Source organism: Marinococcus halotolerans DSM 16375 (genome assembly GCF_000420725.1).
GTDB lineage: Bacteria > Bacillota > Bacilli > Bacillales > Marinococcaceae > Marinococcus > Marinococcus halotolerans.
Genome location: NZ_ATVM01000012.1, coordinates 60185 through 84192, shown reverse-complemented (window position 1 = coordinate 84192; position 24008 = coordinate 60185). Strand labels below are relative to the sequence as shown.

Genomic DNA, 24008 nt, shown 5'->3' with positions numbered 1-24008 from the left:
TCGGGCATTCGTATAGGTAGACGTAATCGGATGAAGGAGGACTAGACAATGAAAAAAGTAAAAGTAGATGAAGTTTTTACAGAGGATAAGGAACAGCTCCGTTATACGGACGGTGAATTAGAGGTTCGTGATGATAACGGTGAGGATTGGGAAGTGAAGCTGTACGGTGTTGATAATCAGCGTTTCTTCACAGATGCTTTAAAAAATAATGAAAAGAAACATCTAACATTTGAAACTGATAAAGGAAGCATGTATGGCCTCGTGTCGGTGGAAGCACTTGACAACGCCGGGGTGGCCAACGAAGATGTAGTGACTCTCGTGGGAACCGGTCCATTAAACGGTTTTTCATAAAACAGGAGCTATAATGAAGAATATATAACGGTTCAGGATGAAAAACCTGAACCGTTATTTTTGATTCAAAGAGATAAAAAGATTTAAAAGACTTCAATATAAAGCAGGCAGCCGGTTTAATGGCTGCCTGCTTTATGTACATATTACGAACCGCTGCATGGGAGTTTCACCGGTGGATAGCCCTGCTCGCCTCTTCGCACCACGGCGTAGCCGGTGACGGTAAAGCCGTTTTTAAGCAGCAGCCGGGTGCTGAGATTTCGTGAAACCTTATCAGGAGCTACGAGAAACACTTCTTTTTTCGGAACGGTCTGTAAATGTCTTTTTAAATACGGATACGGAAGAGCAAACGCTCCGTGTATCGGATTGCGGTCTGATTCCTGGTATTCACGGACGTCCAGAATGTGGGCCGTGGTCTCCTGACTTTGAGGAAGGGAGGAACAAGGAACGCGTAAAACGGGCATCCAGCGTTTAAATGCCGGTATCATAACAAGAACAATAACAACTATGGTAATACTAAGCCAAAAAAGCATCAACGCACTCCTCATTCCTTTCTTATAGCGATTCATATTCTATATTTTTTTACGAACAGATTCAAGAACTTTGCTTACGCTGTTTTTACACTTACCCCTTTATAGATTGTCTATAACAACTTCATGCTATTAATTCTTCCTATGAAATTCAAGCATATTGGTTTCAGGGGAACGCAATTTTTGATAAGGTTAATACAGAAAGTAGGAGGTGAAGCTTCCATGCCAGAAACAGAAGAAAAAAGAGAATTGGAAGAACGAGTTTGGGCGGAGCTGGAAAATGTAATTGATCCGGAGCTCGGTATTGATATCGTAAACCTGGGCCTTGTGTATACAGTAACAGTTGATGACGACAGACAGGCGAATATCGAAATGACCCTGACTGCAATGGGCTGCCCGCTTGCAGGCACAATCGTTAATGATATTAATTTCGCCATGAATGATTTGAAGGAATACGGAGAAATCAGCGAAGTGGACGTGGATATCGTTTGGAATCCACCTTGGAGTAAAGACAAAATGTCCCGTTACGCAAAAATCGCCTTAGGTATTCCGGATTGATTAAAGGAAAGCCGGTTGGAGCAATCCAGCCGGCTTCTTTTTGTTCCAAAACTATTTTCATTTATCAGAAAAAATAAAATTTTCGGTTGAAATGTATTGGCGAATGGTTTATTATGTAAACATACTCAAAGGAGGCATTATTGTTTTGACAAACAGTCAACTGAACACAAACGAAATGATCGACAAAGGGATGCAGCAGTCTCACAGCATGAGCGTGGAGGAATCGGTTCGCACGATTGAAAACATCATGCAGGTCGAAGCAGCACGTCAGAAGGACTATGAAGACAATAAGATTGAAAATTTATAAGTAATGAAAAGCGCGGCCCCCTAAAGGCCGCGCTTTTTGACGTTTATATGCTGTCCTGTCCCGTTAAAATAACCGGGCCTTCCTTTGTGATCGCAATGGTGTGCTCGTACTGGGCGGAATGGCCTCCGTCCCGGGTGGTGGCGGTCCACCCGTTGGAGGTCATTTTGCTTTGCCAGCCTCCAGTGTTAACCATTGGCTCGATTGTAATAACGTGACCTGGTTTTAAGCGTCCGCCTTTGCCCGGGGCTCCGAAATGAGGAATTTGCGGGTCTTCGTGGAGGGTGGGCCCGATGCCGTGTCCGGTAAAGTCCCGGACGACCGAAAATCCTTCGTTTTCGACATATGTTTGAATCGCGTGTCCGATATCCCCGATCCGGTTGCCGGCTTTGGCCTGTTCAATACCTTTATATAAAGAAGATTCTGTAACCTCCATCAGCCGTTCGAGTTCACTGCTTACATCACCAACGGCATAGGTCCAGGCAGAATCCGCCAGAGCCCCGTTTAAATTCACTACCATATCAATTGTAACGAGATCACCATTTTCAAGAGGACGGGCTCTTGGAAAGCCGTGACAGATTTCATCATTTACGGAGGCACAGGTTGCGTATTTGTATCCTTGAAAGCCTTTTTGTTCAGGAGTGGCACCGCGCTCTGCCAGAAATTTTTCGACAAAATCGTCAATTTGTTTTGTGGTGACGCCTGGTTTGACCATTTTGGCGATTTCTTTATGGCAGGCGGCAAGAATCTTCCCAGCTTCGTGCATAAGCTCAATTTCTCGTTCTGTCTTCAACGTTACCATCGTCTGTCTCCTTTTATTCAGTATCAAATACCATTGTAAAACATTCATACAAGAAATGCATTGTTTGGTGATTTCCTTTATAATTGCGGAATTGCACGATAGAATGGAGGAAAATCATGAAGCAGCAGAAATGGTATGTAAAGGTCAGGGACAAGTTTTGGTTCGTTCCAGGCTGCTACGGCATTCTTAGTTTAATTATAGTAATAGGTACTTCTATTATGGACCAGCAGCTGCTGCGGCCTGTGTACAACAATGTGCCTTCTATGCTGCTCGTAGAAAATAACACCGCTACTTCCCTGTACAGCGCGTTGGTTACTGCATTATTGACGCTGACCACTATCAGTTTTTCTTCGATTATGGTTGTTTTGACAACGTACGCTACACAGTTCACGCCAAGAGCCCTGCAGGATTTTATGAAAAGCCCGACGACACAGCATACGCTCGGGGTGTTTACATTTGGGGTATTGTTCACCCTGGTAAACATGCTGCTTTTTTCAAGCGAAGGTAATAACCAAATTTTGATGCCTATGCTGACAGTTTTTGTGGCGCTTGGCTGTCTGGCCTTTTTTATAATCTTTATTTATCACTCCACCCAGTGGCTGCAGGTCAATCATCTGATCAGCCACATACGGTCCGATGCCTCGAGGGTGATCCAGGATGCATATACATATTCTGGAGTAAACAGCTTCAGCGAATGGAACGGCAATTTCCGGAACGATGAAGAAACAATCGTTCATGCTGAACGGTCGGGATACACCAATATGGTGAAGATGCCTGAACTGATTGCCTGGGCCAGGCAGGAGGAAGCCGTCGTCGAATGCTTGTTTCAGGTAGGAGCTTATGTTCATCAGGGCGAGCCATTATTTCGCTACTGGTCAAAGCAAAGTTTATCCCCAAAAATATTAAGAGGTTTTGTATTAGTAGGAGAAGAGAGAAGCAATGTTCAGGATATTGAATTCTCCATGCAGAAAATTGTAGAGATAGCGCTGCGGGCCATTTCTCCGGCGATTAATGATCCACATACAGCAGCCAATTGTATAAACCGTATTGGGGCACTGCTCTCCGAACTCAGTCATGAACACAGAAATGATCAGTACTTTGTCGACAAGCAGGATGAACTGAGGTTGTTTATGCCTGTAAAGCCCTTTAGAGAGTATTTATACAAAAGCTTTTACCAGATCAGACTGTACGGCCGGGAAGATATCTCGGTGATGGCAGCCTGCATGGAAGCACTGACGATGCTCGTGAAAACGGGAGATTCGTCTGTGTTAAAAGAAGTGGAATCATTTTCCTTTTATATGGAGCGGGCTGTCGAAGATGAACAGCTTGCCGACTGGGACAGAGAATACTGGCACACGCGTGTACAAGAAAAGGATACAGCTCTGCATCAGGCACTTACAAAAAGTAAGCAGATAACTTGAAACAGCCGGTAACGTGTGTGTATGATATATAAATGAAGTTCAACACGAAAGGATGAAAGAACAAATGAAAGTAGCAGCTATTGTAGGAAGTATCCGCCAGGAATCTTTTAACGGAAAATTAGCGGAGTACATGCAGGACCGTTACAGCGACATCATGGATATTGATATTTTAGATATCCGCAATCTTCCGCACTATGATCAGGACGAGGAAAGCAATGCTCCGGACTATGTGCAGGAGTACAAGCGTTCTGTACGTGAAGCGGATGCGGTAATTATTGCCACTCCGGAATATAATGGTTCGATTTCAGGTGTGCTTAAAAATGCGCTGGATTGGAATTCCCGGGTCGATTACGACTTTGCCGGCAAACCAACTATGCTTGTAGGCGCTTCTCTTGGCGGTTTGGGCACAGTGAAAGCGCAGATGCACCTGCGCCAGATTCTGAGCGCTCCCGGCATGAGTGCAAAAGTATTGCCTGGAAACGAAGTGCTGATTGGTGCTGTGCATGAAAAAATGGATGAAGATGGAAATCTGACTCATCAGGGAACGATCGATTTTCTCGATAATGTCGTAGCCGAATTTGAACGTTTTTATCAGGAAACCCGTGCTTTAGCAAACCGCGTGTAATATGCGCAAAAACCCTGCTGGGACTATCCCAGCAGGGTTTTTGCCTATGGTTCTACGCCACGGGGGAGGAGAGGGCTGCAAAAAATCAGCCTTTGACTTCCTGAAATAATGTGATACAGTGTAGACAACTTAATAGGGAATCCACTAGGGGTGCCGGTAACGGCTGAGATAAGGATGATCCTTAATCCCTTTGAACCTGATCTGGTTAAGGCCAGCGTAGGAAAGTGGAGACGGCAGAAGACGTCTATTTCAAAAGCAAAAGCTTTATTATAGAGGACGTTTATTCAAAGCCACTCCACCAATGGAGTGGCTTTTTTTGCCCCGTTGGTCTTTCCTGCCCGTAGTGGTTCCCTCCTAATTTAAAGGAGGAAGTTACAATGAAATTTTCAGAGCTTTTATGGCAGGACACGGAGCATATTTTTGAAGCCTGCTGGGAAAATCCATTTGTGCAGGGCATCCGAAAAGGGGAACTGCCAAAAGCATCTCTTATCCATTACGTAAAGCAGGATTTTGAATACTTAAATGCCATGATAAAGGCAAAAGCAATAGGGATAACAAAGAGTAAGTCAAGAGAAGACATGATCATGTTTAAAGATACTATTGATTTTGTATTAAACAGCGAAACGCACCCACACCATAATCTATGTGAACAGGCGGGGGTAGATTACGAAGAATTGCAGGGCTATGCGCTTGCCCCGATGTCCCAGCATTATGTGCTTCACATGCTGCACCATGCCGAAAAGGGGACGCTTGGCGATGTAATTGCGGTAACGCTCGCCTGCCCGTGGGTATATCTGTATGTGGGAGAAAGGCTGATGAAAGAGGTGGAGCCCGACGAGCATCATCCGTTTAACGACTGGATCCGTTTTTACGGAGACCGGGAGGAGCGGGAGATGTATAAATATATTGACCGCCTCGATGAACTCGCAGAAACAGCTACAGAAGAAGAAAAAAAGCGTTGGCGGACGTTGTTTATGGAAGGGTGCCAGCTCGAGTATATGTTTTTTGAGGACGCTTATTACGCAAAAGACTGGCCCTTTGCCAGAACGTTGACAGACGGGGAAAAGGTCTAATGGCAAACAAACGCTTAAATCTCCGTGATATCGTTGTCATCTCCTTTATTTCAGCTGTTCTCGGCGTTCTTTATCTTCTTTGGGTACTGCTCGGGCAAATGGTTACCGGCATTTTTGGCCCAGTGGGAGGCGGGCTGATGGCCGGCTTCTGGATCCTTGCGCCGGTAATTTGCGCGTATATCGTTCAAAAGCCGGGAGCGGCGCTGCTTGCAGAGCTTATTGCAGCGGGCACCGAGGTTATGGCCGGGTCTGTCAGTGCGGGAGCAGTGCTTTTGCTCGGTTTTACACAGGGGCTCGCTGCAGAAATCATTTTCGCCGTGTTTTTCTACCGGGTGTTCCGTCTGCCGGTATTAATGCTTGCCGGTATGGCCGGAACGTTTGCTGCGTTTTTAACCCAGTACATGCTTTATGGATTCAGCCAGTACGCGGGTTCCATTGTTGTATTTATGCTGGTAACAATGATCATAAGCGGCGCTCTTCTAGCCGGATGGGCAGGAAAAAGCTTTGCCGATGCGCTGGTAAAAACAGGAGTGCTCGATCGCTTTGCTCTCGGCCGTCAGTACCGTGAAGGGCAGCAGAGGAATGCTGTATGATTCATGCAGACAATGTGACCATTGCTTATCCTTTTGCTGAGCCCTCAGTAGAAAGTTTTTCAGCAGAAATACGTACTGGAGAAAATGTGCTTTTGCTTGGTCCGAGCGGTTCGGGTAAAAGCACGCTTGCTCTCGCTTTTCAGGGAATCCTTCCGCGCTCTGTGGAGGCGGAGGTATCAGGCAGGCTGAACGTATTTGGGGAAAATCCAGCGGCAAAAAGTATTACGGAGGCTGCCAGTCAGGCAGCTTTGTTGTTCCAGGACCCGGAGACCCAGTTCTGCATGCCGACAGTCCGGGAAGAGCTTGCATTTACGCTTGAGAACCTGCGGGTGCCCGCAGACGATATTGAGGTCCGGATGATCGAAGCCTTGCAATTTACAGGTATGCTTCCCTGGATCGATGCCCGTATCGACACGCTCTCTGGGGGAATGAAACAAAAAATAGCTGTGTCCTGTTTAGCTGCTGTAAATCCGGAGGTTTGGATTCTGGATGAACCACTCTCCCAGCTCGATCCGGTAAGCCGGGAAACAGTGGCGGCACTTCTCGGCCGCATTGCAGCAGATCCTGATAAAACACTGGTTGTGATTGAGCATCAGTTAAATGAAGTGATGGAGTGGGTGAGCAGGGGGATCATATTGAACCGCAACGGTCAGGTGACAGCGGATGGAAGCCCCGGCCGTATATTTTACTCCCACGCAGCTTTACTCGAAGCAGAAGGAGTGTGGCTGCCTGCACCTGCAGAAGCGGGAAAAAAGTTACTCAGAAAGACGGAGATAACCACAGCTGCTCTTCCCGTCACTTTGCGGGAATGGGAGACATTTGCAGCGGCTCATCCTATTACCGAGGTTCTTGCATCTCTGCCGCAGCCGAAACAGGGGGGTGAGCCTTCTCAGAAGCCGCCTGTCCTGGAGGTGAAACGGGCAGCTTCTGCCTATGGAAAGCATACGGTTTTCGAAAACGTGTCTTTTTCCCTTTACCCTGGAGAAATGACTGCCCTAGTAGGGGCAAATGGAGCTGGGAAAAGCACACTCGCACGAGTGCTTACCGGATGGGAGCCTCTTAAAAAAGGTACTGTGTATGTTAACGGCCAAGATATAGCCGGCCTGAAGCCGTACGAAATTGCCAAAACCTTCGGGATTGTTTTTCAACAGCCCGAGCACCAGTTTCTAATGCCAACCGTGGAAGAAGAAATACGCTACGGAATGGAGATAGCAGGATGGTGCGAGGAAGATATTGTTCAGCATACAAATGAACTGCTGATTCAGTTTCAGCTCGGCCATATTCGGAAAAACCATCCATTTCGGCTCAGCCAGGGGGAAAAAAGGCGTCTCTCAGTGGCAGTAATGGTAACAAACAACCAGTCCATTTTAATTTTGGACGAGCCGACGTTTGGGCTTGATAAGCGAAATGCTGATGCTTTGTTTGAAGTGCTTGAGCAGTGCCGGCGTCGTGGAAAAGCGGTTCTCTGGCTGACGCATGATATGGATCTGGTTTATACAAAAGCTGCACGGATCCTTGCACTTGCAGAGCGGACCATCGCCTATGATGGGAGCGTAGAAGCATTTTTCAATGGCAGCATGGATTTGGAAAAAATCGGTGTCCGGCTGCCTGCGGTCCAGCTTATGCGTTTAAAGGAAGGAGACGGCCATGCTTGAAGAGCTCCAGACCCGGGAGGCTTTTTTACAGCAGGTTCATCCAACGCTGAAGCTGCTCAGCCTGTTCACTGTATTTTTCTTTATGATTTTCATTTATGATATATGGCATCCACTTGCTGTGCTGCTGCTAACTGTTGCTGCCATTTCCTTTTTGGGAAAAGTGCCGTTAAAGCTGCTGCTCATACTTCTGCTCCCGTTTGCACTCTTTGGTTTCAGCTTTGTATGGCTTCAGGTGGTTTTTCCTGAAGAAAGGGGTGCTACGGTTCTTTTTTATGTGTTCCATATGCCGGTGGCTCTTGAAAATATCCAAACAGGGGTGTCGCTAGGCTTAAGAGCGATGGTGTTTGCTTCCTGGTCGCTTCTTTTTGTCCTCACCACCTCTCCAGTGAGTTTAGTGATGAGTTTGATACAAAAATGGCATATGCCTCCGAGTATTGGATATGGAATGATGGCAGCCTACCGTTTTCTTCCCCAGCTTCGAAAAGAACTGGTGGTAATCCGCAGAGCCCGGCAGATTAGAGGAATGGGTTCAAAGCCCAGAATGCGGGAGTGGAAAGAGGCAGGGGTGCCATTGATGGCAGGGGCTGTACGAAAAGCAGAAAGAACAGCCCTGGCGATGGAATCCAAAGGGTTTGACGGCTCGAGAAAAAGAACGAGGTATGTGCAAATGAATTATAAAAAAACGGACGTCTGGTTTACTGCCGGCTTTATACTGTTTATTACTGTCGTTTTTCTGTTGCCCCTGTCGTAGCAGGGCAGCGGAATTGATTAAAATAACCCCAGGGGCCGTGGGCCTCCGGGGTTAGTCGGGTTGCCGGTTATTTTACTAAAAACTTTTCTTCGATGCGGTCCACATAGCTTTTAATATCTTCAGCAATGTTATCCATTTCATCCACATCGACTTTCATGGTGGGAATATCACCTTTATGTCCGCGTTCACGGAATTGCCCGATCATTTCATCCACAGCTCCGGCGAAGTTTTCATACGCATGATCCCCGGAGCCAAAGATGGAAATCGAAAGGCCGGAAATATCATAGGCGAAAAGGTCTTCCAGAAAGTCTTCTGTTTCTTCAGGAATATCGCCTTCGCCCCACGTATATGTGCCCATAATGAGCAGATCATGCGGAAGGGGATCTTCGTTTGGAAGCCCATCGGCGATCATGTCCATCAGCTCTACTTCGTGCCCGCGGCTGATAAGTTCTTCTTCTGTGTCGATCGCCATATCTTCAGTGTTTCCAGTCATTGTGGAATAGAACAAAAGTATTCGCATATGTCCATTCCTTTCTTATATAGGTTCGTGCTTAAAATACATATTTAGTATACTTATTATATATGCTGCTGCCGGCTTGTGCAATCACCCCGGTAAACGTACGCAAAATATGTTAAAATATATATCGAAAATATATATTAGTATTTTTGTGAAGGGGGAGAAAAAGTGAAACAAATAGGTATTATCGGCGGCCTTGGGCCGGAATCAACGGTAGAATATTATCAATCCATTATTAAAAAATATCAGAAAAAGGAGAACAGTCTTCAGGTGCTTCCGGAATTGTACATCAACAGTATTAATATGTACAACATTTTTAAGTATATTTCGGAAGAACGAATGGATGATCTGATTGAGTATTTGGGCAATGCAGCCCGGAAGCTTGAACTGCTGGATGTCGACGGCATCATTATTGCAGCAAACACGCCGCACCTTGTATTTGAAGAGGTGCAAAAGCAGGTCGAGGTGCCGATGCTAAGCATTGTGGATGCCGCAGTGGAAGCAGCAGAAAATCAAGGCGCCGAAAATATTGGGCTGCTTGGTACAAAATTTACGATGGAGCAGAATTTTTTCAAGAAACCGTTCATAGAAAAAGGGAAAAACATCTATGTGCCAGATGAAAGCACGCAGCAGTATTTACACGAAAAAATCGTCAGCGAGCTTGAAAATGGCATCGTAAACCCTGAAACGAAAAAGGAATTTGAACGGATCACCAGGGAGATGATTGAACAACATAAACTCGATACCGTGATCCTTGGCTGCACGGAACTGCCGATGATTCTTTCTGAAAAAGATTTTTCGATTCCTTTTTTAGATACGATGCAGGTTCACGTAGACAGGATTGTAGACTTTATGTTTGAAGAAAGTAAAGCATAGGGAGGGCGGTAATGGTGATTCAACTGAAAAGAATTTATGAAGAAACAGAGGAAAAAGAAGGGCGCCGGGTATTAGTCGACGGCGTATGGCCGCGGGGAATAGCAAAGGATAAAGCCAAAGTGGATGAATGGGCCAGGGACGTTGCTCCTTCCAAGCAGCTGCGGCAATGGTTTTCCCACGACCCGGAGAAGTTTGACGAATTTAAAGAGAAGTATAAGCAGGAGCTCGAGCAAAATACCGAACAGGCTGAAGCTCTCGATCAGTTAAAGCAGACCGTACGTGAACAGAACAAACAGGTGACGCTCGTATTTGCTGCAAAGGAAGAAACATATAATCATGCCCGTGTCTTAAAAGAAATACTTGATCGTCAGCCGAAGGACTCTTAAAGAAGAAGAGGTGAAAACGATGGAGGAGTATCTGGGCCAATGCAGTGATTGCGGCAAAGAAATTTACTGCAGGGACGGGTTTTTAGAAGGGGTTCATGAGAATGGCCGGCTATACTGCTTTGAATGCGCTGAATAAATGTTCAATACTCCGTGTCCAGGTGGGTACGGAGTTATTTTGTATATAAAAGCTGATTGTGAACGTTTAATGAAGTATTTCTAAAAGTATAGATTAAAATATGTATTTATAATACACTTTTTATAGAAGTTAAAAACGTTTTCACTGGAGGAATTCGATGCTTGCACCACAAACGATTGAAACAGTAAAAGCAACAGCCCCAGCTATTCAGGCTAACGCCGCAGCTATCGGCAACCGTTTTTATGAAATGCTATTTGTAAAAGCCCCTGAACTACGGAATATGTTTAACCAGACGAACCAGGAAACAGGTGTCCAGCCGGAAGCCCTTGCCTACTCTGTTTACCAGGCCGGAGCGAATATTGACCGGCTGGAAGAGCTTCGGCCAATGATTGAACGCGTAGCAGAAAAACACCGGGCTCTGGATGTCAGGCCGGAACACTACGGATTAGTAGGGGAAACCCTATTGGAAGCGGTGGAGGAAGTACTCGGAGACGCAGCCACCCCGGAGATCCTGGACGCCTGGGGAGAAGCGTATCATGCGCTTGCTGATATTTTTATTCAAAAAGAAGCAGTGAAGTATGAAGAAGTAGAAGCTGCCCGCGGCGGGTGGACAGGCTACCGTCCGTTTTACGTAGCGGAAAAAGTTCCGGAAAGTGACGTCATCACGTCTTTTTACTTAAAGCCACAGGACGGGGAGGCAATTATACCGCAGCAGCCGGGACAGTATTTGACGCTGCAGGCAGACATTGAGGGTGAGCCCTATACACATATGCGCCACTACAGCCTGTCGGATGCTCCGAATGAAAATTATTACCGGATCAGCGTAAAGCGGGAGGACCCTGAGAACGGAAATCCAGCCGGTATTGTGTCGAATTATCTGCACCGGGACGTAAATGAGGGAGATGTACTGCTGTTCGCAGCACCGGCAGGAGAATTCGTGATGGAAACAGAAAAAATGCCAATTGTGTTAATCAGCGGCGGCGTTGGGGTGACTCCGGTAATGAGCATGCTGAATACACTTGTACAGGAAGATACGAAACGAAACGTGACGTTTATTCACGCTGCTGACAGCAGCAAGGTGCATGCCATGAAAGCACGTGTGGAGCAGCTCGCAGATACGTATTCAAATATTGAAGCCTACACCTGTTACTCCGCACCAACGGAGAACGACCGCACGCATAGAATGTTTGATAAAGAAGGATTTATAGACGCAGATTGGCTGGAAACTGTCCTTCCTGAAGAACAGGCAGATTTTTATTTCTGCGGCCCAATACCTTTTATGAAGGTAGTTAATGAAATTTTAAAGGACAGAGGAGTGCCGGCTGAGCGCCGTCATTATGAAGTTTTCGGTCCGGAAAGCACGATTGAATAATTAATACCTCAGAGATAAAACTGATTCAGCTGCGGCATATCTATTTGGATTCTGCCGCAGCTGTTTTAAGTTCAATTAATGAAAGGATGAAAAAATGAAAATCCAGAGTCTTACACAATTAGCTCCTTTCAGCGGGGATCGAATGGCAAAAGAAATTGTGTTTAAAAAGAATAACTGCAAAGCTGTGGTGTTTAATTTTTCGCCCGGCCAGAGCCTCCCTTTGCATGATCATCCGTTCACTCAGACGTTTGCATTAGTCGTAAGCGGAGAAGGACTCTGCTATACAGAGGATAAAAACTTCCCCATTAAAGAGGGAGACCTTATTCAGTGCGGCCCTACAGAAAAAATAGGCTTTGAAAATAACAGTTCTTCCAATTTGAGTGTGTATGTCACACTAGTATATATCGAAGAAAATTAGCATTTGCTAAATAAAATGATCCCTGCAAAGATATTCAGCAGCCTTCCTGTCAGTGATAGGTAATAGATTAGTAAGTAAACGGTTAGATACTGAAAAACTGCTACTGAGGTTCACTGATGCTCACTGGCATGCACTGGCACAGCTTATAGAGTCGGACGCCTTCTAGAGCGCTTTGTTTATGCCAGGGCCGATCTGGTACGGTTAGGAAGTAGATGAAAGGAAGGATGCTGATTTATGCAGACTTTAAACAACGAAGCTAAAACTAACCAAACAAAAAAGTACAGCCTGATCGATACTGATATTCATGAACGGGTAATGTATGAAGATTTATTTCCTTACTTAGAGCAGCCGTGGAGAAGATATATTGAAGACTGCAACTGGCAGCAGGAAAAACATATGCCGTTTACCCAGCCAGCCGTGGCTGGTGTGGACCGGGCCGACGCAAAAACGCCGGACGGAAAGCCGGCAGGCACAAGCCTTCCGTTTATGCAGGAGCAGCTGCTTGACGCCAACAATCACGAAGTCGGTATTTTAACCGGAGCGCTTGATCCATCACCTTCCTCTATGCACGGATGGTACGAGATGGCCACAGCTCTGGCCAGTGCCTATAATGACTGGCAGATTAACGAATGGCTCGATAAAGACAGCCGCCTGTACGGCTCCGTTCACATTGCAGCCCAGGAAGTAGGGAACGCGGTGAAAGAAATTGAACGCGTCGGCTCTCACCCGAAAATGATTCAGGTGCTTTTGCCTATTGATGATATTGCGTGGGGAGATCCGTACTATCATCCAATATTTGAAGCCGCCGAGCGCCATGACCTGATGATCGGCATGCACCATAATGAACCGCCGGCTCCGCTCGGAAAATGGCCGAGATATTTTATTGAATGGCATTCCCTGATTGCCACGTCCCATATGGCCCAGATCACAAGCATGATTTTTAACGGGGTATTTGAAAAATATCCAAAGCTCAAGCTGATGATGATTGAGGGCGGATTCACATACGTTCCATTTCTAATGAAGAAACTCGATCAGCAGTTTAAGGATCTTCGCCACGAAGTGCCGTGGGTAACGACGATGCCGAGTGATACTATCAAAAACCGGATGGCGTTTACGACCCAGCCGCTTGAAGAAATGAGCAGAAAGGAATGGAATCTCTTGGTAGAGCAGATGGGGACCGATGAAATTATCTGCTTTAGTACGGACTATCCACACTGGGATTACGATTCTCCGGACGAAGCTGTGCCAAAAGGACTTGAAGACGACGTGCTTGAGCGGATCTATGGTGAAAACGCCAGAAAATTCTATCCGAAGCTGCCGGCTCGGGGTGATATCTGATGGCAGCCGTTATCTGCAGGGAAGAGGAATTGGAAAAGCAGGAGATGATTCCGGGGAGCGTCGATAATATCCCGGTTTTTGTCTGCCGGACGTCCGAGGGGGAAATCCGGGCATTTATCGACCGGTGTCCCCACCAGGGCGCCTGCATGTCGAAGGGCAAAATTGACGGGGCGCCTATGAGCACCGCACCCGGCGAGTATTCCTTTGAACATGAAGGAGATATCGTCCGGTGCCCGTGGCATGGAAGAGAGTATAATCTCCGGGAAAGCGGCAAACCGCTTGCGCCGGTAAAAGGTAAACTAAAAGAGTTTTCCGCTTATGTAAAAGACAGCTATGTATATGTAGAATTAAAGAGAGGCTCGTAAGCCTCTCTTTTTTTATTAATATTTAGCTGGGAAATGATTAGCTGTTTAAATTGCCGCCGCGGACTTCCTGCAGCTGACGGACAGCTTCAATCTGCTCGTCGTTCAATTCAGCGTAGTTGCCGGCAGCGTCTAACGTTAATATAACGGACGTTCCGGTCAGGGAGTATTTATTCGTAAGATCCCCGAACTGCTTGGATTCTACTTTATAATCCGCTTCTTCATACTGATTTTCGTTTGCAAGAGCGTAAATATCAAGTTCCGGAATCATTTCGAGCATGATGGCGTCGTTGCCCATGATACTGTAGATATCATTTTGTCCCTCTACTTCTCGGACTTCAATTTCCTCATTAGGTTTACTGATAATAATATTCATCGTGACATTCATCCTTTCTGCTTCCAAATCAATAGTAGTTACCGTACAAAAACGTTCCTCTCCTGCTATAACCGTTTCCTTCTTTCAACAAACATAAAAAAAAGATAAAATCATAATGGAAATAATCAGATTTCTTTAGGCGTATAAGTAGACATACACTGCTGTGGCGCATATGATGGAAAAAGATAAAATAGTGGCAAGGGAGATGTGTGATTATGATTGATGCAAATCAACTGACACCAAATGAAACCTATAATTTAATCGAAGAAATGGAACGCTATGATTCAGACCGTCTGGCGTTGAAATGGCAGGACGATAAAGGCAGCCGCCGGGAGGTTACATATCATGAACTGATTCAGCAGGCCAATCAGTATGCCAACGTACTTACCGGCCTTGGACTGTCTAAAGGTGACAAGGTACTTGTTATGGTTCCCCGTCTTGTGGAGGCCTATGTTACATATTACGCGTGCCTGAAAGCAGGCCTTGTAATTATTCCTTCTTCAGAAATGCTCCGGGCGGATGACATCAAGTACCGGGCGGACCATTCCGGCTCCCGCGCGATTATTTCGTATGCTCCGTACGCTGAGGAAATCGACCGGATGGAGCCTATGCCGGAAACACTTGAGCATAAGCTGATGATCGGTGGAAGTAAAGAAGGCTGGAAAGAGATTGAAGCAATGGCAGCAGAAGAGTCCCAAAGCTTTGACATTGTACAGACTCACCGTGATGACACTGCTTTTCTTCCATACACATCGGGCACGACAGGTAAACCAAAGGCTGTCGTGCACAGCCACGGCTGGGCCTACGCCCACCTTCGGGTAGCGGCAGATGAGTGGCTCGACATTCACGAAAACGATGTTGTCTGGGCTACTGCCGGACCAGGCTGGCAGAAATGGGTCTGGAGCCCGTTTTTATCTGTACTCGGCCAGGGCGCCACCGGGTTTGCCTACAACGGACGCTTTGATCCGGAGACTTACCTGCAGCTGCTTCAGGACGAAAAAGTAAATGTGCTTTGCTGCACGCCGACAGAGTACCGGCTGATGGCTAAAATTGAAGGTCTCGAAAAATATGACCTTTCAGCGATGCACAGCGCGGTTTCAGCGGGAGAGCCTTTGAATGAGGAAGTTATCCAAGTGTTCCGGGAGAAGTTTAATCTTCCTGTGCGTGATGGTTACGGGCAGACAGAAAGCACGCTCCTTATCGGAACGTTGAAGGGCGTGCCTGAAAAAATAGGTTCCATGGGCAAACCAATGATCGAACAGTTTATTGAAATAGTGGATGAAGACGGCAAGCCGGCGAAGGCCAATGAAATTGGCAATATCGCTGTGCATCGTGATCTTCCATCGCTGTTTCAGGGCTATTACAGAGAGCCCGAACGTACGAATGATTCCTACCAGGGCGATTACTTTTTAACCGGTGACAGGGCGATGAAGGACGAGGATAATTACTACTGGTTCCAGGGACGCAGTGATGATATTATTATCAGTTCAGGATATACGATCGGTCCGTTTGAGGTAGAGGATGCACTTACAAAGCATCCTTCTGTTAAAGAGTGCGCTGCTGTGGCAAGTCCGGATGAGATCCGGGGTAATGTAGTGAAGGCTTTTATCGTACCTAACGGCCAGGTGGAAAATGAAGAGGATTTGACGAAGGAACTGCAGAATCATGTAAAGGAAATGACTGCTCCGTATAAATATCCGCGCCGCATTGAGTTTGTTGAATCACTTCCAAAAACAAGCTCTGCAAAAATACGCCGCGTAGAACTACGTGAACAGGAGCTCGCAAAGGCGAACAAAAATCAATAGCTGAAACAGCGTGAATTGTCTGCCCTGAAGCATTTGCTTCAGGGCAGTTTTGTATTTTTGCGAAACCTGTTTCGTAGAATTATAAAATTGGTGAAAAATTAAAAATATTTTTAGGAAAGCGTTTACCTTATTGATGATTTCAGTTAGAATAAGAGCAACCCTGCTGAAGGGGAAAAGTTGAAACAAATAAAAGCATTTGTTTCAAACTTAAAAATATACAGCAAGCATACGAACAAAGGGGGGGCTCATTATTATATCTCTTATTACATTTATTGTTATCGTCGGGGCTATTTGGCTGTTTGCTTTCAACCGCAGCCGTTCAGTTAAAACGGACAGCGCTGAAGGGTACTTTCTTGCCGGCAGAAGTTTAACGGGTCTTACAATTGCCGGAACCATTATTATGACGAACCTATCCACAGAGCAGATTGTAGGGCAGAACGGTCAAAGCTATGCTTCCGGTATGGAAGTGATGGCGTGGGAAGTTACTGCAGCTATATCGATCGTATTATTGGCGCTTGTGTTTCTTCCGAAATACTTAAAATACGGTGTGGACACCGTTACTGATTTTATCGAAACCAGGTACGACAAAACGACAAAACGAATTGCTTCTTTTCTGTTTATTTTCACTTATATGACTTCCTTCTTACCCGTCGTGTTGTACTCCGGTTCACTCGTGTTTAATCAAATTTTTGCTGTAGATCAATTACTCGGCGTTGAGCCTTTAACAGCCGTGGCTTTTATCGCTGGATTAACTGGACTTATTGGTCTTCTTTATCTTTTAATGGGCGGCTTAAGGTTAAGCGCTTTCAGTGATACCGTTTATGGCATTGCTCTTTTGCTCGGCGGACTTACTATTCCTGTACTTGGTCTGATGGCCTTAGGTGATGGTAACTTCTTCCGTGGTATGGAAACAATCCAGGCCAACACTCCTGAGAAATTAAACTCGATCGGTGCTATTGATTCGGCTTACGTGCCGTGGCCGACTCTCTTTTTAGGAATGTTTTTTAATAACTTGTTTTTCTGGTGCACAAACCAGATGATTGTACAAAAAGCACTGGCTGGAAGAAACTTAAAGGAAAGCCAGAAGGGTGCTTTATATGTAGGCTTCTTTAAAATATTCGGAGCTTTGTTTCTCGTCTTCCCAGGAATTATCGCGTTTAATTTGTTTGGCGGTGAACTTAGAACTGCAGATAACGCGTATCCGCGTTTAGTTACAGAAGTACTGCCGCCGTCGGTGGAGGGGATTTTTGCAGCAGTCATTTTTGGGGCTATTTTAAGTTCATTTGTCGGAGCGTTGAATGCCACCGCTACGCTGTTTACGCTGGACTTTTACAAGCCGCTCATTAAAAAGGATGCAAGCGACAGACAAGTGGCGCGGGCTGGTAAATTAATTACGGTCATTGTAGCTTTAATTGCTATTTTAATTGCTCCGCTGATTTCTTTTGCTCCCTCAGGGCTTTACAACGTCGTTCAATCGTTTAATGGATTATACAGTATGCCGCTGCTTGTTATTATTATACTCGGATTCTATTTCAAGTATGGTACTGCCTTTGCCGCAAAAGTGACATTTATTACTCACGTTGTGCTTTACGGTATTTTCTGGCTGTTTATGGACTACCATTATCTGTACGCCTTCAGCGTGTTATTCTTTGTCGATATTCTTGTCCTATGGCTGGTAAGCCGGCTGAAGCCGCTCGACAAGCCGTTTGAGTTCCAGGAAAATATCAACAAGGTTGATATGACTCCGTGGAAGCACAGAAAATGGGTGAGCGCAGTCATTATTATCACTGTGGTAGCTACGTATCTGCTGTTCTCTCCTATTGGACTTGCCGGGTAACAGGAAATAGACGTTGAAAGTGCTGGAGCGCCGATGAGGTGCTCCAGCTTTTTTATGGCTGCAGGCTAAGCCATTTTTTAATTTTCTTTCGAAGAAAAAAGCCGGCAGCGCTCAAAATAAAAAGTAGAATAATCGCTATCCAAAGCAGAAGGCGGTTGCCGGAGATGATGCTTTGCCCAAACGTGCCGTACATCAGCATGCCGGGAATGATACCGATCATGGTGGCAGAAATGAAATGCGAATATTTGATTTTCGAGAAACCAGACAAATAGCTTAGCATGCTAAACCCCATCAGCGGGATGAGACGGAGCACTAATACCACAAAAAAACCACGGTTTTCCATTAAATGTTTCATTCTGGGGTTCCACGGAATACGGCGCTTGCTGAATATGGTTTTCCCCATAAAACGTCCGATAAAATATCCGCTCGTGGCTCCGCCCAGGGCTCCTGTCCATATATAAAGTACACCGGGCCATAAACCATAAGTGATACTGGCAGTGATGGAAAGCAGAGAGGAGGGAAAGTATATAAAAGGACCCAGCGTGTAGGCAAGCAGAAAAACGAACGGTGAAATCCACCCAAACGAAGTGATGAAGTCCTGAAGTTCTGTCGGATGGATGCTCAGTCTGATGTTGAAAAGGTAATACAGCCCGATTAAAATGGCAATAAATAAGAATCCTTTGATAATATTCATACGTGAGCGCACGTTTCCCCTCCTTTGGCTGCAGAAGCTGGGCTGTTTCTGCGAATTCAGGCTATTTCAGCTTAACACGTGGTAGGCGTACAAACGACAATTAATGAACACTATCTTACGGATTATTAAAATAACGCATATATGAAGCTGCGGAAGGGAAACTCACTAACAGCAGGCAGATAAACATATGAACAGGAGGGGATGAATAAACATGGCAAATAGTGTAGCAGGAGTAAAAATACCGGACAGCAAAATAGCAAAAGAAGCAGCTGATTTGCTGCGCGAATACGGTTCCGAGCTGCTTTGGAATCATTCGAACCGGGCATATCTTTTCGGGGAAATCCAGGGAAGGGAAGCCGGATTGAAGTATGATTCGGAGCTGTTATATGTGAGTGCATTGTTCCATGACCTTGGCTTGACCACTCAGTACAGCAGTCCTGATAAACGGTTTGAGGTGGACGGAGCCAATGCAGCCCGCAGTTTCCTGCAGCAGCATAACATGGAGGATGAGTCCATCCGCCTTGTGTGGGACGCTATCGCCCTTCATACGACAATTGGCGTTGCTGAGTACAAAGAGTCTGAGGTTTCTCTTCTTTATTCAGGAGTGGGACTTGATGTCATGGGAGATGGATACCATCAGTTTCCTGAAAAATTACGGGAAGAGGTCGTGAGCGCGTATCCACGGAATAATTTTAAAGAAAAAATTCTTCCTGCTTTTTATGAAGGATTCAAGCATAAGCCGGAGACGACATTTGGAAATATTAAAGCGGATGTCTGCGAGCGGTTTATGCCGGATTATAAGAGTCCGGACTTTTGTGAATGCGTGCTGCATTCCCCGTGGAAGGAATAGAAAAATAATAAATAAAATGCTGCCGTTTATGCTGCCGTTTCGATGGCAGCATTTTTTATGGGACTGGACAAGTTAGGTTAAACGCTTTACCATGGTCTCTCATAGTTTAAAAAAGAGAGGTGGCAAAGATGAGTATTCTTCGTACAAACCGGGCCATTATTATCGCATTTATGATAGGAACCTTTTCCATTGGTATGACTGAATACGTGATTACTGGTCTTGTCACTCAATTGTCGAATGATTTGGATGTACCCGTTTCACTCACAGGCCTTCTGCTTAGTGTTTACGCTATCAGTGTAGCAGTGTTTGGACCAATCTTTCGTATAACGACGATGAAGTTCCCGGTCAAGCCGGTACTGATTTCCTGTATGGCAGTCTTTGTATTAAGCAACGTTTTAGCAGCGATGGCAACATCTTTTACCGTGCTCGTGATAGCACGGCTGATTTCAGCGGCGATTCACGCTCCATTTTTTGGGCTCAGTCTAGCTATGGCCCATCATATTGTGGCTCCGTCGAAAAGAGGGCAGGCAATTGCTGCTGTGCAGGGCGGCTTAACTATCTCGATTATGCTTGGGGTGCCTTTTGGGTCGTATCTTGGCGGAGTGCTCGAGTGGAGAATTGTATTCTGGATGATTGCTGTCCTTGGTTTGATTACGTTAATCGGACTTGTGCTGACCCTGCCAAATGAAAAACCGACCGAGATACCGAAAGTAAAAAATGAACTGGGTGTTTTTAAAGAAAAGACATTTCTTATGACGCTTGCTATAGTAATTCTCGGTTATTCGGGTGTGTTTACAACCTATGTGTTTAAGGAACCGATTCTGCGTGAAATAGGCGGTGTGGACGTCTTAGGCGTGACATTCGCTTTATTTGCTTTTGGTACAGGGGCTGTGGCCGGTAATTTCCTTTCGAGCCGTATCCCGCTTACTCATTTAACGAGCAGGCTGCGTGTTGCGTTTCTGCTTTTGACACTCATTTTGGTTTTCTTTATACCAATGATCAGCATCATCGGCACGTTATTTATCGCAAGTTTTTTGCTCGGAATGTTTGCGTTTGGTACAGTGCCCCTGTTAAACGCCAAGCTGCTGATTACCGGCCAGCATGCTCCTTCTCTTGCCGGCACAATAGCTGCGGCTGCCTTTAACCTGGCAAACGCGCTTGGAGCTACTCTGGGAACGATTGTGCTGAATGCAGGAGTGTCATTTTTTGTATTGACACTCTGTGGGGCGGGGCTTTCTGTAATAGGAATTTTGCTTACAGTGCTGCTTCGCCGGATGGAAGGCAGAGAGGCTGCAGAATCTTCGGGTGCAGCTTAAACATTTGAATCAAAGAGCCAGGGCTGTCTTTGGGAAAATCCGGGACAGCCCTTCGAATAATAATAAATAATTTTTAAAGAAAAGTGCTTTACCCCCTTGATGCAAGCATTTATGGTGTATTTAAAAAGATATTAAATTTTATTTACCTAATTAATGTATAAAATATTACTTTTATTAAAATGAGATTACAAATACCTTAATGTCGTTGTTTAACGACGCTGGGTCAGATATACTCGGTCATGTTGAGTCGCTGATTCAGTCAGCGCACATAAAAATCTTTAAACTACTTAATGGGGGTGCAGTTTCACTCCGTCGTGGCCAGCCGTTGTCGCTCCAGTCTTATGGCAAAAAGGCAAGTAAACATATAAGAAAAATAAACAATACCTACCTAATCAAGTTTCGGTGATAGGTACTGCGACGAGTGAACATTATAATGAAAAAATATCTTTTTGGAACAGCAATTACAGCAGGAGTTCTATTTGGTGCTCCGCAGGCAGCAGACGCATCAATCGATGATCACGGATCTTTATCTTACGGAGACACGAATTCCTCAGTAAACGATTTGCAGGAGACGTTAAAGGACGAAGGATATTTCCACGGATATACCGGCTCGAGATTCGGTCCAAGAACGTTAAGCGCGGTAAAAGATTATCAATCCGATCACGGCATTTCCTCTCCAGCCGGCAGTTATTACGGTGTAGCTGGTCCGATGACGCAAGATTCTTTAATGGATTCAGGCTCTTCGAGTGAACAGGTAGCGGGCGTATCTACAAGCAGCAACTCTGGCATTACAAGCACCGCTAAGCAATACATCGGGTCACCTTACGTATGGGGCGGAGAATCCCCTGGCGGTTTTGACTGCAGCGGTTTTATTAACTACGTTTACGAGCAGCACGGTGAAAGCATACCACGGACGGTTTCTGGCATGTATAGTGCAAGTTCGAAAGTTTCAAGTCCTTCTCCAGGAGACGTTGTTTTCTTCGATACGAGAGGTGGAGCTTCCCACGCGGGCATTTATGTAGGCAACAATGAATTTGTTCATTCCGGCTCTTCTACAGGCGTAACTACTTCGAGTCTTGACAGCTCTTACTGGGGTCCACGTTACATGGGCGCCGGCCAGCTTTAAAGCAACAATACAAAAACAGGCATGACGCTTATTAAAGGTCATGCCTGTTTTTTATATTAGAATACATTCATTATAATAAATCCTCCAACTCCGGCGAGTACCCCGTAAAGAATGGCCGGACCGAGCGTTTTCCGGATGACGCTGCCTTCTTTTCCCTCCATGCCAACCACGGCACATGCAGCGACTACGTTGTGAATACAAATCATGTTCCCGGCGCCGGCGCCTACCAGCTGCGCTCCGAGCACCACCGTGGCGTCCACTCCTGTAGCGTTGGCGATGCTGTATTGCACTGGGGAGAACGTAAGAGTGGAAACAGTGGCGCTTCCGGTAATAAATGATCCAAGTTCTCCAAGAAACGGTGCGACAAGAATCCACATAGGGCCAAAAGCGGCTGCCATACCGGCTGCGATATATTCTGGCATACTGGTAATATCACTGGTATTGATTCCGGAATTACTGAACACATGCACCATCGCAAGCGTGGCAAATAAAGTAATGCCGGTGATTTTGATAGTGGAAAGAGCTTCTTTTGAAGAAGCGGTGAAATTTTTAAAGGAACGCCGTTGAATTAATACGGCAAGCAGGGCAGTAACAGCAAGAATCGTTCCGGGGGAATACAGCAGCTCCCAGTTGGAAGTCACTCCTTCCACCCCTAAAATATTAGTCCAGGAAAGATCAAGGACTGAAGTCGTAAATTCCCGCAGCCAGGGGACAATTCTTGTTAGAAGCAAAAGAGCGACTACAATCAAGTACGGCGACCAGGCGGTAAGAAGACTCATGTCGGATTTTTCTTTATCAATCTCGAAATCGTCCTGAAGGGCATCTGTCCAGATATCCTTTGGAAGCAGAAATCCTTTTTTCGCAGTGAATGCTGCCGCAGCGAGTCCGGTGAGCGCTCCTAAAATAGCGACAAATTCCGGCCCGAATAAGAACGCGTATAATAACGCTGAGAAAGTGTACACAGCTCCGATCATCAAGGTCCATGGGAGCATTGGCCATGCGTCTTTTAAGCCTTTGCCTTTTCCGAAAAAAAGAGTGAGTACGGCAATTAAAATAAACGGTATAAAAGTGCCGCCAAATAAATCAATTAATGTAACTGTAATGCCAACTTCCTGAAAAAAGGCAGGACCTGCTGAATCGAGTGTACTGAGTCCGACAATCACAGGCGTGCCCACGGCTCCAAAAGCAACAGCTGAACTGTCGGCTATAAGTGCTGTAGACACTGCAGCAAGCGGCTTGAATCCTAAAGCGAGCATCAGCGGAGCGGTAATCATTGCCGGGGTGCCGAAGCCAGCCGCCCCTTCAAGCAGGGACCCAAAAAGAAAAGCTACAATAATCAGCTGAACCCGCATATCCTCTGAAATGCTTTGAAAACCCTGGTTAATACGGTCCACGGCCCCGTTTCTACGCAGGGTATTCAGCAGGACGAGTGCCCCAAATAAAATAAGCAGAATCGTTAAGGTTTTATGAGCGCCCTGCAAAATAGAAGAGAGAATAATCTGGCTTCCCATGCCCCAGACTGTAACGGCAAGCAGAATCACAATAACAGAGCTGAGCGTCATTCCTTTAATGGCAGGCATACGAAGCAGCACAAGAAAAATAAATGGAAAAATGACAGCGCTTAGCGCGACCAGCATCAGCATAGACGTGTCTCCTTTAGATGAGGAAATAAGTTAAAATGAAGGTGGATTTCTTTTAAGATATGGTCACCAGATGTCTTAATTATATGTTAAACGCTTTCATCAATACATGCAACAGGAGAGCCCGATTCAAGGGAGGTAGAATTTTTTGTCGTTTTTCAGACATAAATCCGACAATATACTGTCACACTAGTGGTTAAAAACTGATAAAAATGATTAACATTGACAGTTGTTCAGTGCATTTGAGGATAAATTTACCATTTTCGTTGTTCCTGGATAGGATTATTAGTATATTGAAG

26 protein-coding genes and 1 riboswitch are annotated in these 24008 nt (G+C 45.7%); of the genes, 20 read left to right on the top strand and 6 right to left on the bottom strand.

Annotated elements, in window-relative coordinates; all coding sequences use genetic code 11:
* Window positions 1–48: 48 nt before the first annotated feature.
* Complete coding sequence (locus G548_RS0110100) at window positions 49–351, top strand: hypothetical protein (protein ID WP_022794040.1); 303 nt, start codon at window positions 49–51, stop codon at window positions 349–351.
* Between the two features lie 143 nt (window positions 352–494).
* Here the strand turns inward: G548_RS0110100 and G548_RS17865 are convergent, their stop codons facing one another.
* Complete coding sequence (locus tag G548_RS17865) at window positions 495–881, bottom strand: rhodanese-like domain-containing protein (RefSeq protein ID WP_022794039.1); 387 nt, start codon at window positions 879–881, stop codon at window positions 495–497.
* Between the two features lie 219 nt (window positions 882–1100).
* Here G548_RS17865 and G548_RS0110090 point away from each other — a divergent pair, with 219 nt between their 5' ends.
* Window positions 1101–1436 (top strand): metal-sulfur cluster assembly factor, encoded by a 336-nt coding sequence (locus tag G548_RS0110090; protein ID WP_022794038.1) that lies wholly within the window; start codon window positions 1101–1103, stop codon window positions 1434–1436.
* Between the two features lie 145 nt (window positions 1437–1581).
* On the top strand, window positions 1582–1743 hold the full coding sequence (locus tag G548_RS19205) for a YuzK family famiily protein (protein ID WP_022794037.1): 162 nt from the start codon (window positions 1582–1584) through the stop codon (window positions 1741–1743).
* A 43-nt stretch (window positions 1744–1786) separates the two neighbouring features.
* On the opposite strand, the gene map is transcribed toward G548_RS19205, so the two are convergent.
* On the bottom strand, window positions 1787–2542 hold the full coding sequence (gene map / locus G548_RS0110080) for a type I methionyl aminopeptidase (RefSeq protein WP_022794036.1): 756 nt from the start codon (window positions 2540–2542) through the stop codon (window positions 1787–1789).
* Between the two features lie 116 nt (window positions 2543–2658).
* On the opposite strand from map, the gene G548_RS0110075 reads away from it, so the two are divergent.
* From G548_RS0110075 to G548_RS0110050, 6 genes are all read left to right on the top strand, one after another.
* Window positions 2659–3963: a DUF2254 domain-containing protein gene (locus G548_RS0110075; protein WP_022794035.1), complete on the top strand. Its 1305-nt coding sequence runs from the start codon at window positions 2659–2661 to the stop codon at window positions 3961–3963.
* Window positions 3964–4027: 64 nt separating this feature from the next.
* Window positions 4028–4588 carry an NADPH-dependent FMN reductase gene (locus G548_RS0110070; RefSeq protein WP_022794034.1) on the top strand — a complete coding sequence of 187 codons (561 nt, stop codon included), beginning with the start codon at window positions 4028–4030 and terminating at the stop codon, window positions 4586–4588.
* A gap of 136 nt (window positions 4589–4724) precedes the next feature.
* Window positions 4725–4828: riboswitch (TPP riboswitch) on the top strand.
* Between the two features lie 137 nt (window positions 4829–4965).
* Window positions 4966–5661, top strand: coding sequence for a thiaminase II (tenA, locus tag G548_RS0110065; RefSeq protein WP_022794033.1), 696 nt, complete (start codon window positions 4966–4968; stop codon window positions 5659–5661).
* Window positions 5661–6254, top strand: coding sequence for an ECF transporter S component (locus tag G548_RS0110060; protein WP_022794032.1), 594 nt, complete (start codon window positions 5661–5663; stop codon window positions 6252–6254). Before tenA ends, G548_RS0110060 begins: the two co-directional genes overlap by 1 nt.
* A complete protein-coding gene (locus G548_RS0110055; RefSeq protein ID WP_022794031.1) occupies window positions 6251–7909 on the top strand; it encodes an ABC transporter ATP-binding protein in 1659 nt (552 codons plus the stop codon). Before G548_RS0110060 ends, G548_RS0110055 begins: the two co-directional genes overlap by 4 nt.
* Complete coding sequence (locus tag G548_RS0110050; RefSeq protein ID WP_022794030.1) at window positions 7902–8660, top strand: energy-coupling factor transporter transmembrane component T family protein; 759 nt, start codon at window positions 7902–7904, stop codon at window positions 8658–8660. The genes G548_RS0110055 and G548_RS0110050 overlap by 8 nt, the downstream gene beginning before the upstream one ends.
* 67 nt (window positions 8661–8727) lie before the next feature.
* Here the strand turns inward: G548_RS0110050 and G548_RS17860 are convergent, their stop codons facing one another.
* The gene (locus tag G548_RS17860) at window positions 8728–9180 is read right to left on the bottom strand and encodes a flavodoxin domain-containing protein (protein WP_022794029.1); all 453 of its coding nucleotides are present in this window, start codon (window positions 9178–9180) and stop codon (window positions 8728–8730) included.
* A gap of 165 nt (window positions 9181–9345) precedes the next feature.
* Between G548_RS17860 and G548_RS0110040 the strand changes: the two genes are divergently transcribed.
* The 6 genes from G548_RS0110040 to G548_RS0110015 all read left to right on the top strand — a co-directional run bounded on the left by G548_RS0110040 (window position 9346) and on the right by G548_RS0110015 (window position 14068).
* On the top strand, window positions 9346–10053 hold the full coding sequence (locus tag G548_RS0110040; protein ID WP_022794028.1) for an aspartate/glutamate racemase family protein: 708 nt from the start codon (window positions 9346–9348) through the stop codon (window positions 10051–10053).
* Between the two features lie 11 nt (window positions 10054–10064).
* Window positions 10065–10439, top strand: coding sequence for a DUF488 domain-containing protein (locus G548_RS0110035; RefSeq protein ID WP_022794027.1), 375 nt, complete (start codon window positions 10065–10067; stop codon window positions 10437–10439).
* 293 nt (window positions 10440–10732) lie between these two features.
* Window positions 10733–11947, top strand: a complete 1215-nt coding sequence (gene hmpA, locus G548_RS0110030) for an NO-inducible flavohemoprotein (protein ID WP_022794026.1) — start codon at window positions 10733–10735, stop codon at window positions 11945–11947.
* A gap of 142 nt (window positions 11948–12089) precedes the next feature.
* Complete coding sequence (locus G548_RS0110025) at window positions 12090–12365, top strand: cupin domain-containing protein (RefSeq protein ID WP_022794025.1); 276 nt, start codon at window positions 12090–12092, stop codon at window positions 12363–12365.
* A gap of 234 nt (window positions 12366–12599) precedes the next feature.
* Window positions 12600–13703 (top strand): amidohydrolase family protein, encoded by a 1104-nt coding sequence (locus G548_RS0110020; protein ID WP_022794024.1) that lies wholly within the window; start codon window positions 12600–12602, stop codon window positions 13701–13703.
* A complete protein-coding gene (locus G548_RS0110015; RefSeq protein ID WP_022794023.1) occupies window positions 13703–14068 on the top strand; it encodes a Rieske (2Fe-2S) protein in 366 nt (121 codons plus the stop codon). Before G548_RS0110020 ends, G548_RS0110015 begins: the two co-directional genes overlap by 1 nt.
* A gap of 37 nt (window positions 14069–14105) precedes the next feature.
* Here G548_RS0110015 and G548_RS0110010 read toward each other — a convergent pair whose 3' ends face one another.
* On the bottom strand, window positions 14106–14441 hold the full coding sequence (locus tag G548_RS0110010; protein WP_091614388.1) for a hypothetical protein: 336 nt from the start codon (window positions 14439–14441) through the stop codon (window positions 14106–14108).
* Between the two features lie 215 nt (window positions 14442–14656).
* On the opposite strand from G548_RS0110010, the gene mbcS reads away from it, so the two are divergent.
* Window positions 14657–16246: an acyl-CoA synthetase MbcS gene (gene mbcS, locus G548_RS0110005; protein WP_022794021.1), complete on the top strand. Its 1590-nt coding sequence runs from the start codon at window positions 14657–14659 to the stop codon at window positions 16244–16246.
* A 247-nt stretch (window positions 16247–16493) separates the two neighbouring features.
* Window positions 16494–18083 (top strand): solute:sodium symporter family transporter, encoded by a 1590-nt coding sequence (locus G548_RS0110000; protein ID WP_084687327.1) that lies wholly within the window; start codon window positions 16494–16496, stop codon window positions 18081–18083.
* Window positions 18084–18135: 52 nt separating this feature from the next.
* Here the strand turns inward: G548_RS0110000 and G548_RS0109995 are convergent, their stop codons facing one another.
* Entirely contained in the window at window positions 18136–18789 is a 654-nt protein-coding gene (locus G548_RS0109995) for a TVP38/TMEM64 family protein (protein WP_022794019.1), read from the bottom strand.
* Between the two features lie 199 nt (window positions 18790–18988).
* Between G548_RS0109995 and G548_RS0109990 the strand changes: the two genes are divergently transcribed.
* The 3 genes from G548_RS0109990 to G548_RS19570 all read left to right on the top strand — a co-directional run bounded on the left by G548_RS0109990 (window position 18989) and on the right by G548_RS19570 (window position 22069).
* Window positions 18989–19627 carry an HD domain-containing protein gene (locus G548_RS0109990; RefSeq protein ID WP_022794018.1) on the top strand — a complete coding sequence of 213 codons (639 nt, stop codon included), beginning with the start codon at window positions 18989–18991 and terminating at the stop codon, window positions 19625–19627.
* 128 nt (window positions 19628–19755) lie between these two features.
* Window positions 19756–20943: an MFS transporter gene (locus G548_RS0109985; protein WP_022794017.1), complete on the top strand. Its 1188-nt coding sequence runs from the start codon at window positions 19756–19758 to the stop codon at window positions 20941–20943.
* 433 nt (window positions 20944–21376) lie between these two features.
* Window positions 21377–22069: a C40 family peptidase gene (locus G548_RS19570; protein WP_022794016.1), complete on the top strand. Its 693-nt coding sequence runs from the start codon at window positions 21377–21379 to the stop codon at window positions 22067–22069.
* 56 nt (window positions 22070–22125) lie between these two features.
* Here the strand turns inward: G548_RS19570 and G548_RS0109975 are convergent, their stop codons facing one another.
* The gene (locus tag G548_RS0109975; RefSeq protein WP_022794015.1) at window positions 22126–23712 is read right to left on the bottom strand and encodes an L-lactate permease; all 1587 of its coding nucleotides are present in this window, start codon (window positions 23710–23712) and stop codon (window positions 22126–22128) included.
* Between the last annotated feature and the right edge of the window lie 296 nt (window positions 23713–24008).

Coding starts and splice junctions, on each gene's coding strand:
- G548_RS0110100 (WP_022794040.1), top strand. CDS start 49: ATGAAAAAAGTAAAAGTAGATGAAGTTTTTACAGAGGATAAGGAACAG.
- G548_RS17865 (WP_022794039.1), bottom strand. CDS start 881: ATGCTTTTTTGGCTTAGTATTACCATAGTTGTTATTGTTCTTGTTATG.
- G548_RS0110090 (WP_022794038.1), top strand. CDS start 1,101: ATGCCAGAAACAGAAGAAAAAAGAGAATTGGAAGAACGAGTTTGGGCG.
- map (WP_022794036.1), bottom strand. CDS start 2,542: ATGGTAACGTTGAAGACAGAACGAGAAATTGAGCTTATGCACGAAGCT.
- G548_RS0110075 (WP_022794035.1), top strand. CDS start 2,659: ATGAAGCAGCAGAAATGGTATGTAAAGGTCAGGGACAAGTTTTGGTTC.
- G548_RS0110070 (WP_022794034.1), top strand. CDS start 4,028: ATGAAAGTAGCAGCTATTGTAGGAAGTATCCGCCAGGAATCTTTTAAC.
- tenA (WP_022794033.1), top strand. CDS start 4,966: ATGAAATTTTCAGAGCTTTTATGGCAGGACACGGAGCATATTTTTGAA.
- G548_RS0110060 (WP_022794032.1), top strand. CDS start 5,661: ATGGCAAACAAACGCTTAAATCTCCGTGATATCGTTGTCATCTCCTTT.
- G548_RS0110055 (WP_022794031.1), top strand. CDS start 6,251: ATGATTCATGCAGACAATGTGACCATTGCTTATCCTTTTGCTGAGCCC.
- G548_RS0110050 (WP_022794030.1), top strand. CDS start 7,902: ATGCTTGAAGAGCTCCAGACCCGGGAGGCTTTTTTACAGCAGGTTCAT.
- G548_RS17860 (WP_022794029.1), bottom strand. CDS start 9,180: ATGCGAATACTTTTGTTCTATTCCACAATGACTGGAAACACTGAAGAT.
- G548_RS0110035 (WP_022794027.1), top strand. CDS start 10,065: ATGGTGATTCAACTGAAAAGAATTTATGAAGAAACAGAGGAAAAAGAA.
- hmpA (WP_022794026.1), top strand. CDS start 10,733: ATGCTTGCACCACAAACGATTGAAACAGTAAAAGCAACAGCCCCAGCT.
- G548_RS0110025 (WP_022794025.1), top strand. CDS start 12,090: ATGGCAAAAGAAATTGTGTTTAAAAAGAATAACTGCAAAGCTGTGGTG.
- G548_RS0110020 (WP_022794024.1), top strand. CDS start 12,600: ATGCAGACTTTAAACAACGAAGCTAAAACTAACCAAACAAAAAAGTAC.
- G548_RS0110015 (WP_022794023.1), top strand. CDS start 13,703: ATGGCAGCCGTTATCTGCAGGGAAGAGGAATTGGAAAAGCAGGAGATG.
- G548_RS0110010 (WP_091614388.1), bottom strand. CDS start 14,441: ATGAATATTATTATCAGTAAACCTAATGAGGAAATTGAAGTCCGAGAA.
- mbcS (WP_022794021.1), top strand. CDS start 14,657: ATGATTGATGCAAATCAACTGACACCAAATGAAACCTATAATTTAATC.
- G548_RS0109990 (WP_022794018.1), top strand. CDS start 18,989: ATGGCAAATAGTGTAGCAGGAGTAAAAATACCGGACAGCAAAATAGCA.
- G548_RS0109985 (WP_022794017.1), top strand. CDS start 19,756: ATGAGTATTCTTCGTACAAACCGGGCCATTATTATCGCATTTATGATA.
- G548_RS19570 (WP_022794016.1), top strand. CDS start 21,377: ATGAAAAAATATCTTTTTGGAACAGCAATTACAGCAGGAGTTCTATTT.
- G548_RS0109975 (WP_022794015.1), bottom strand. CDS start 23,712: ATGCTGATGCTGGTCGCGCTAAGCGCTGTCATTTTTCCATTTATTTTT.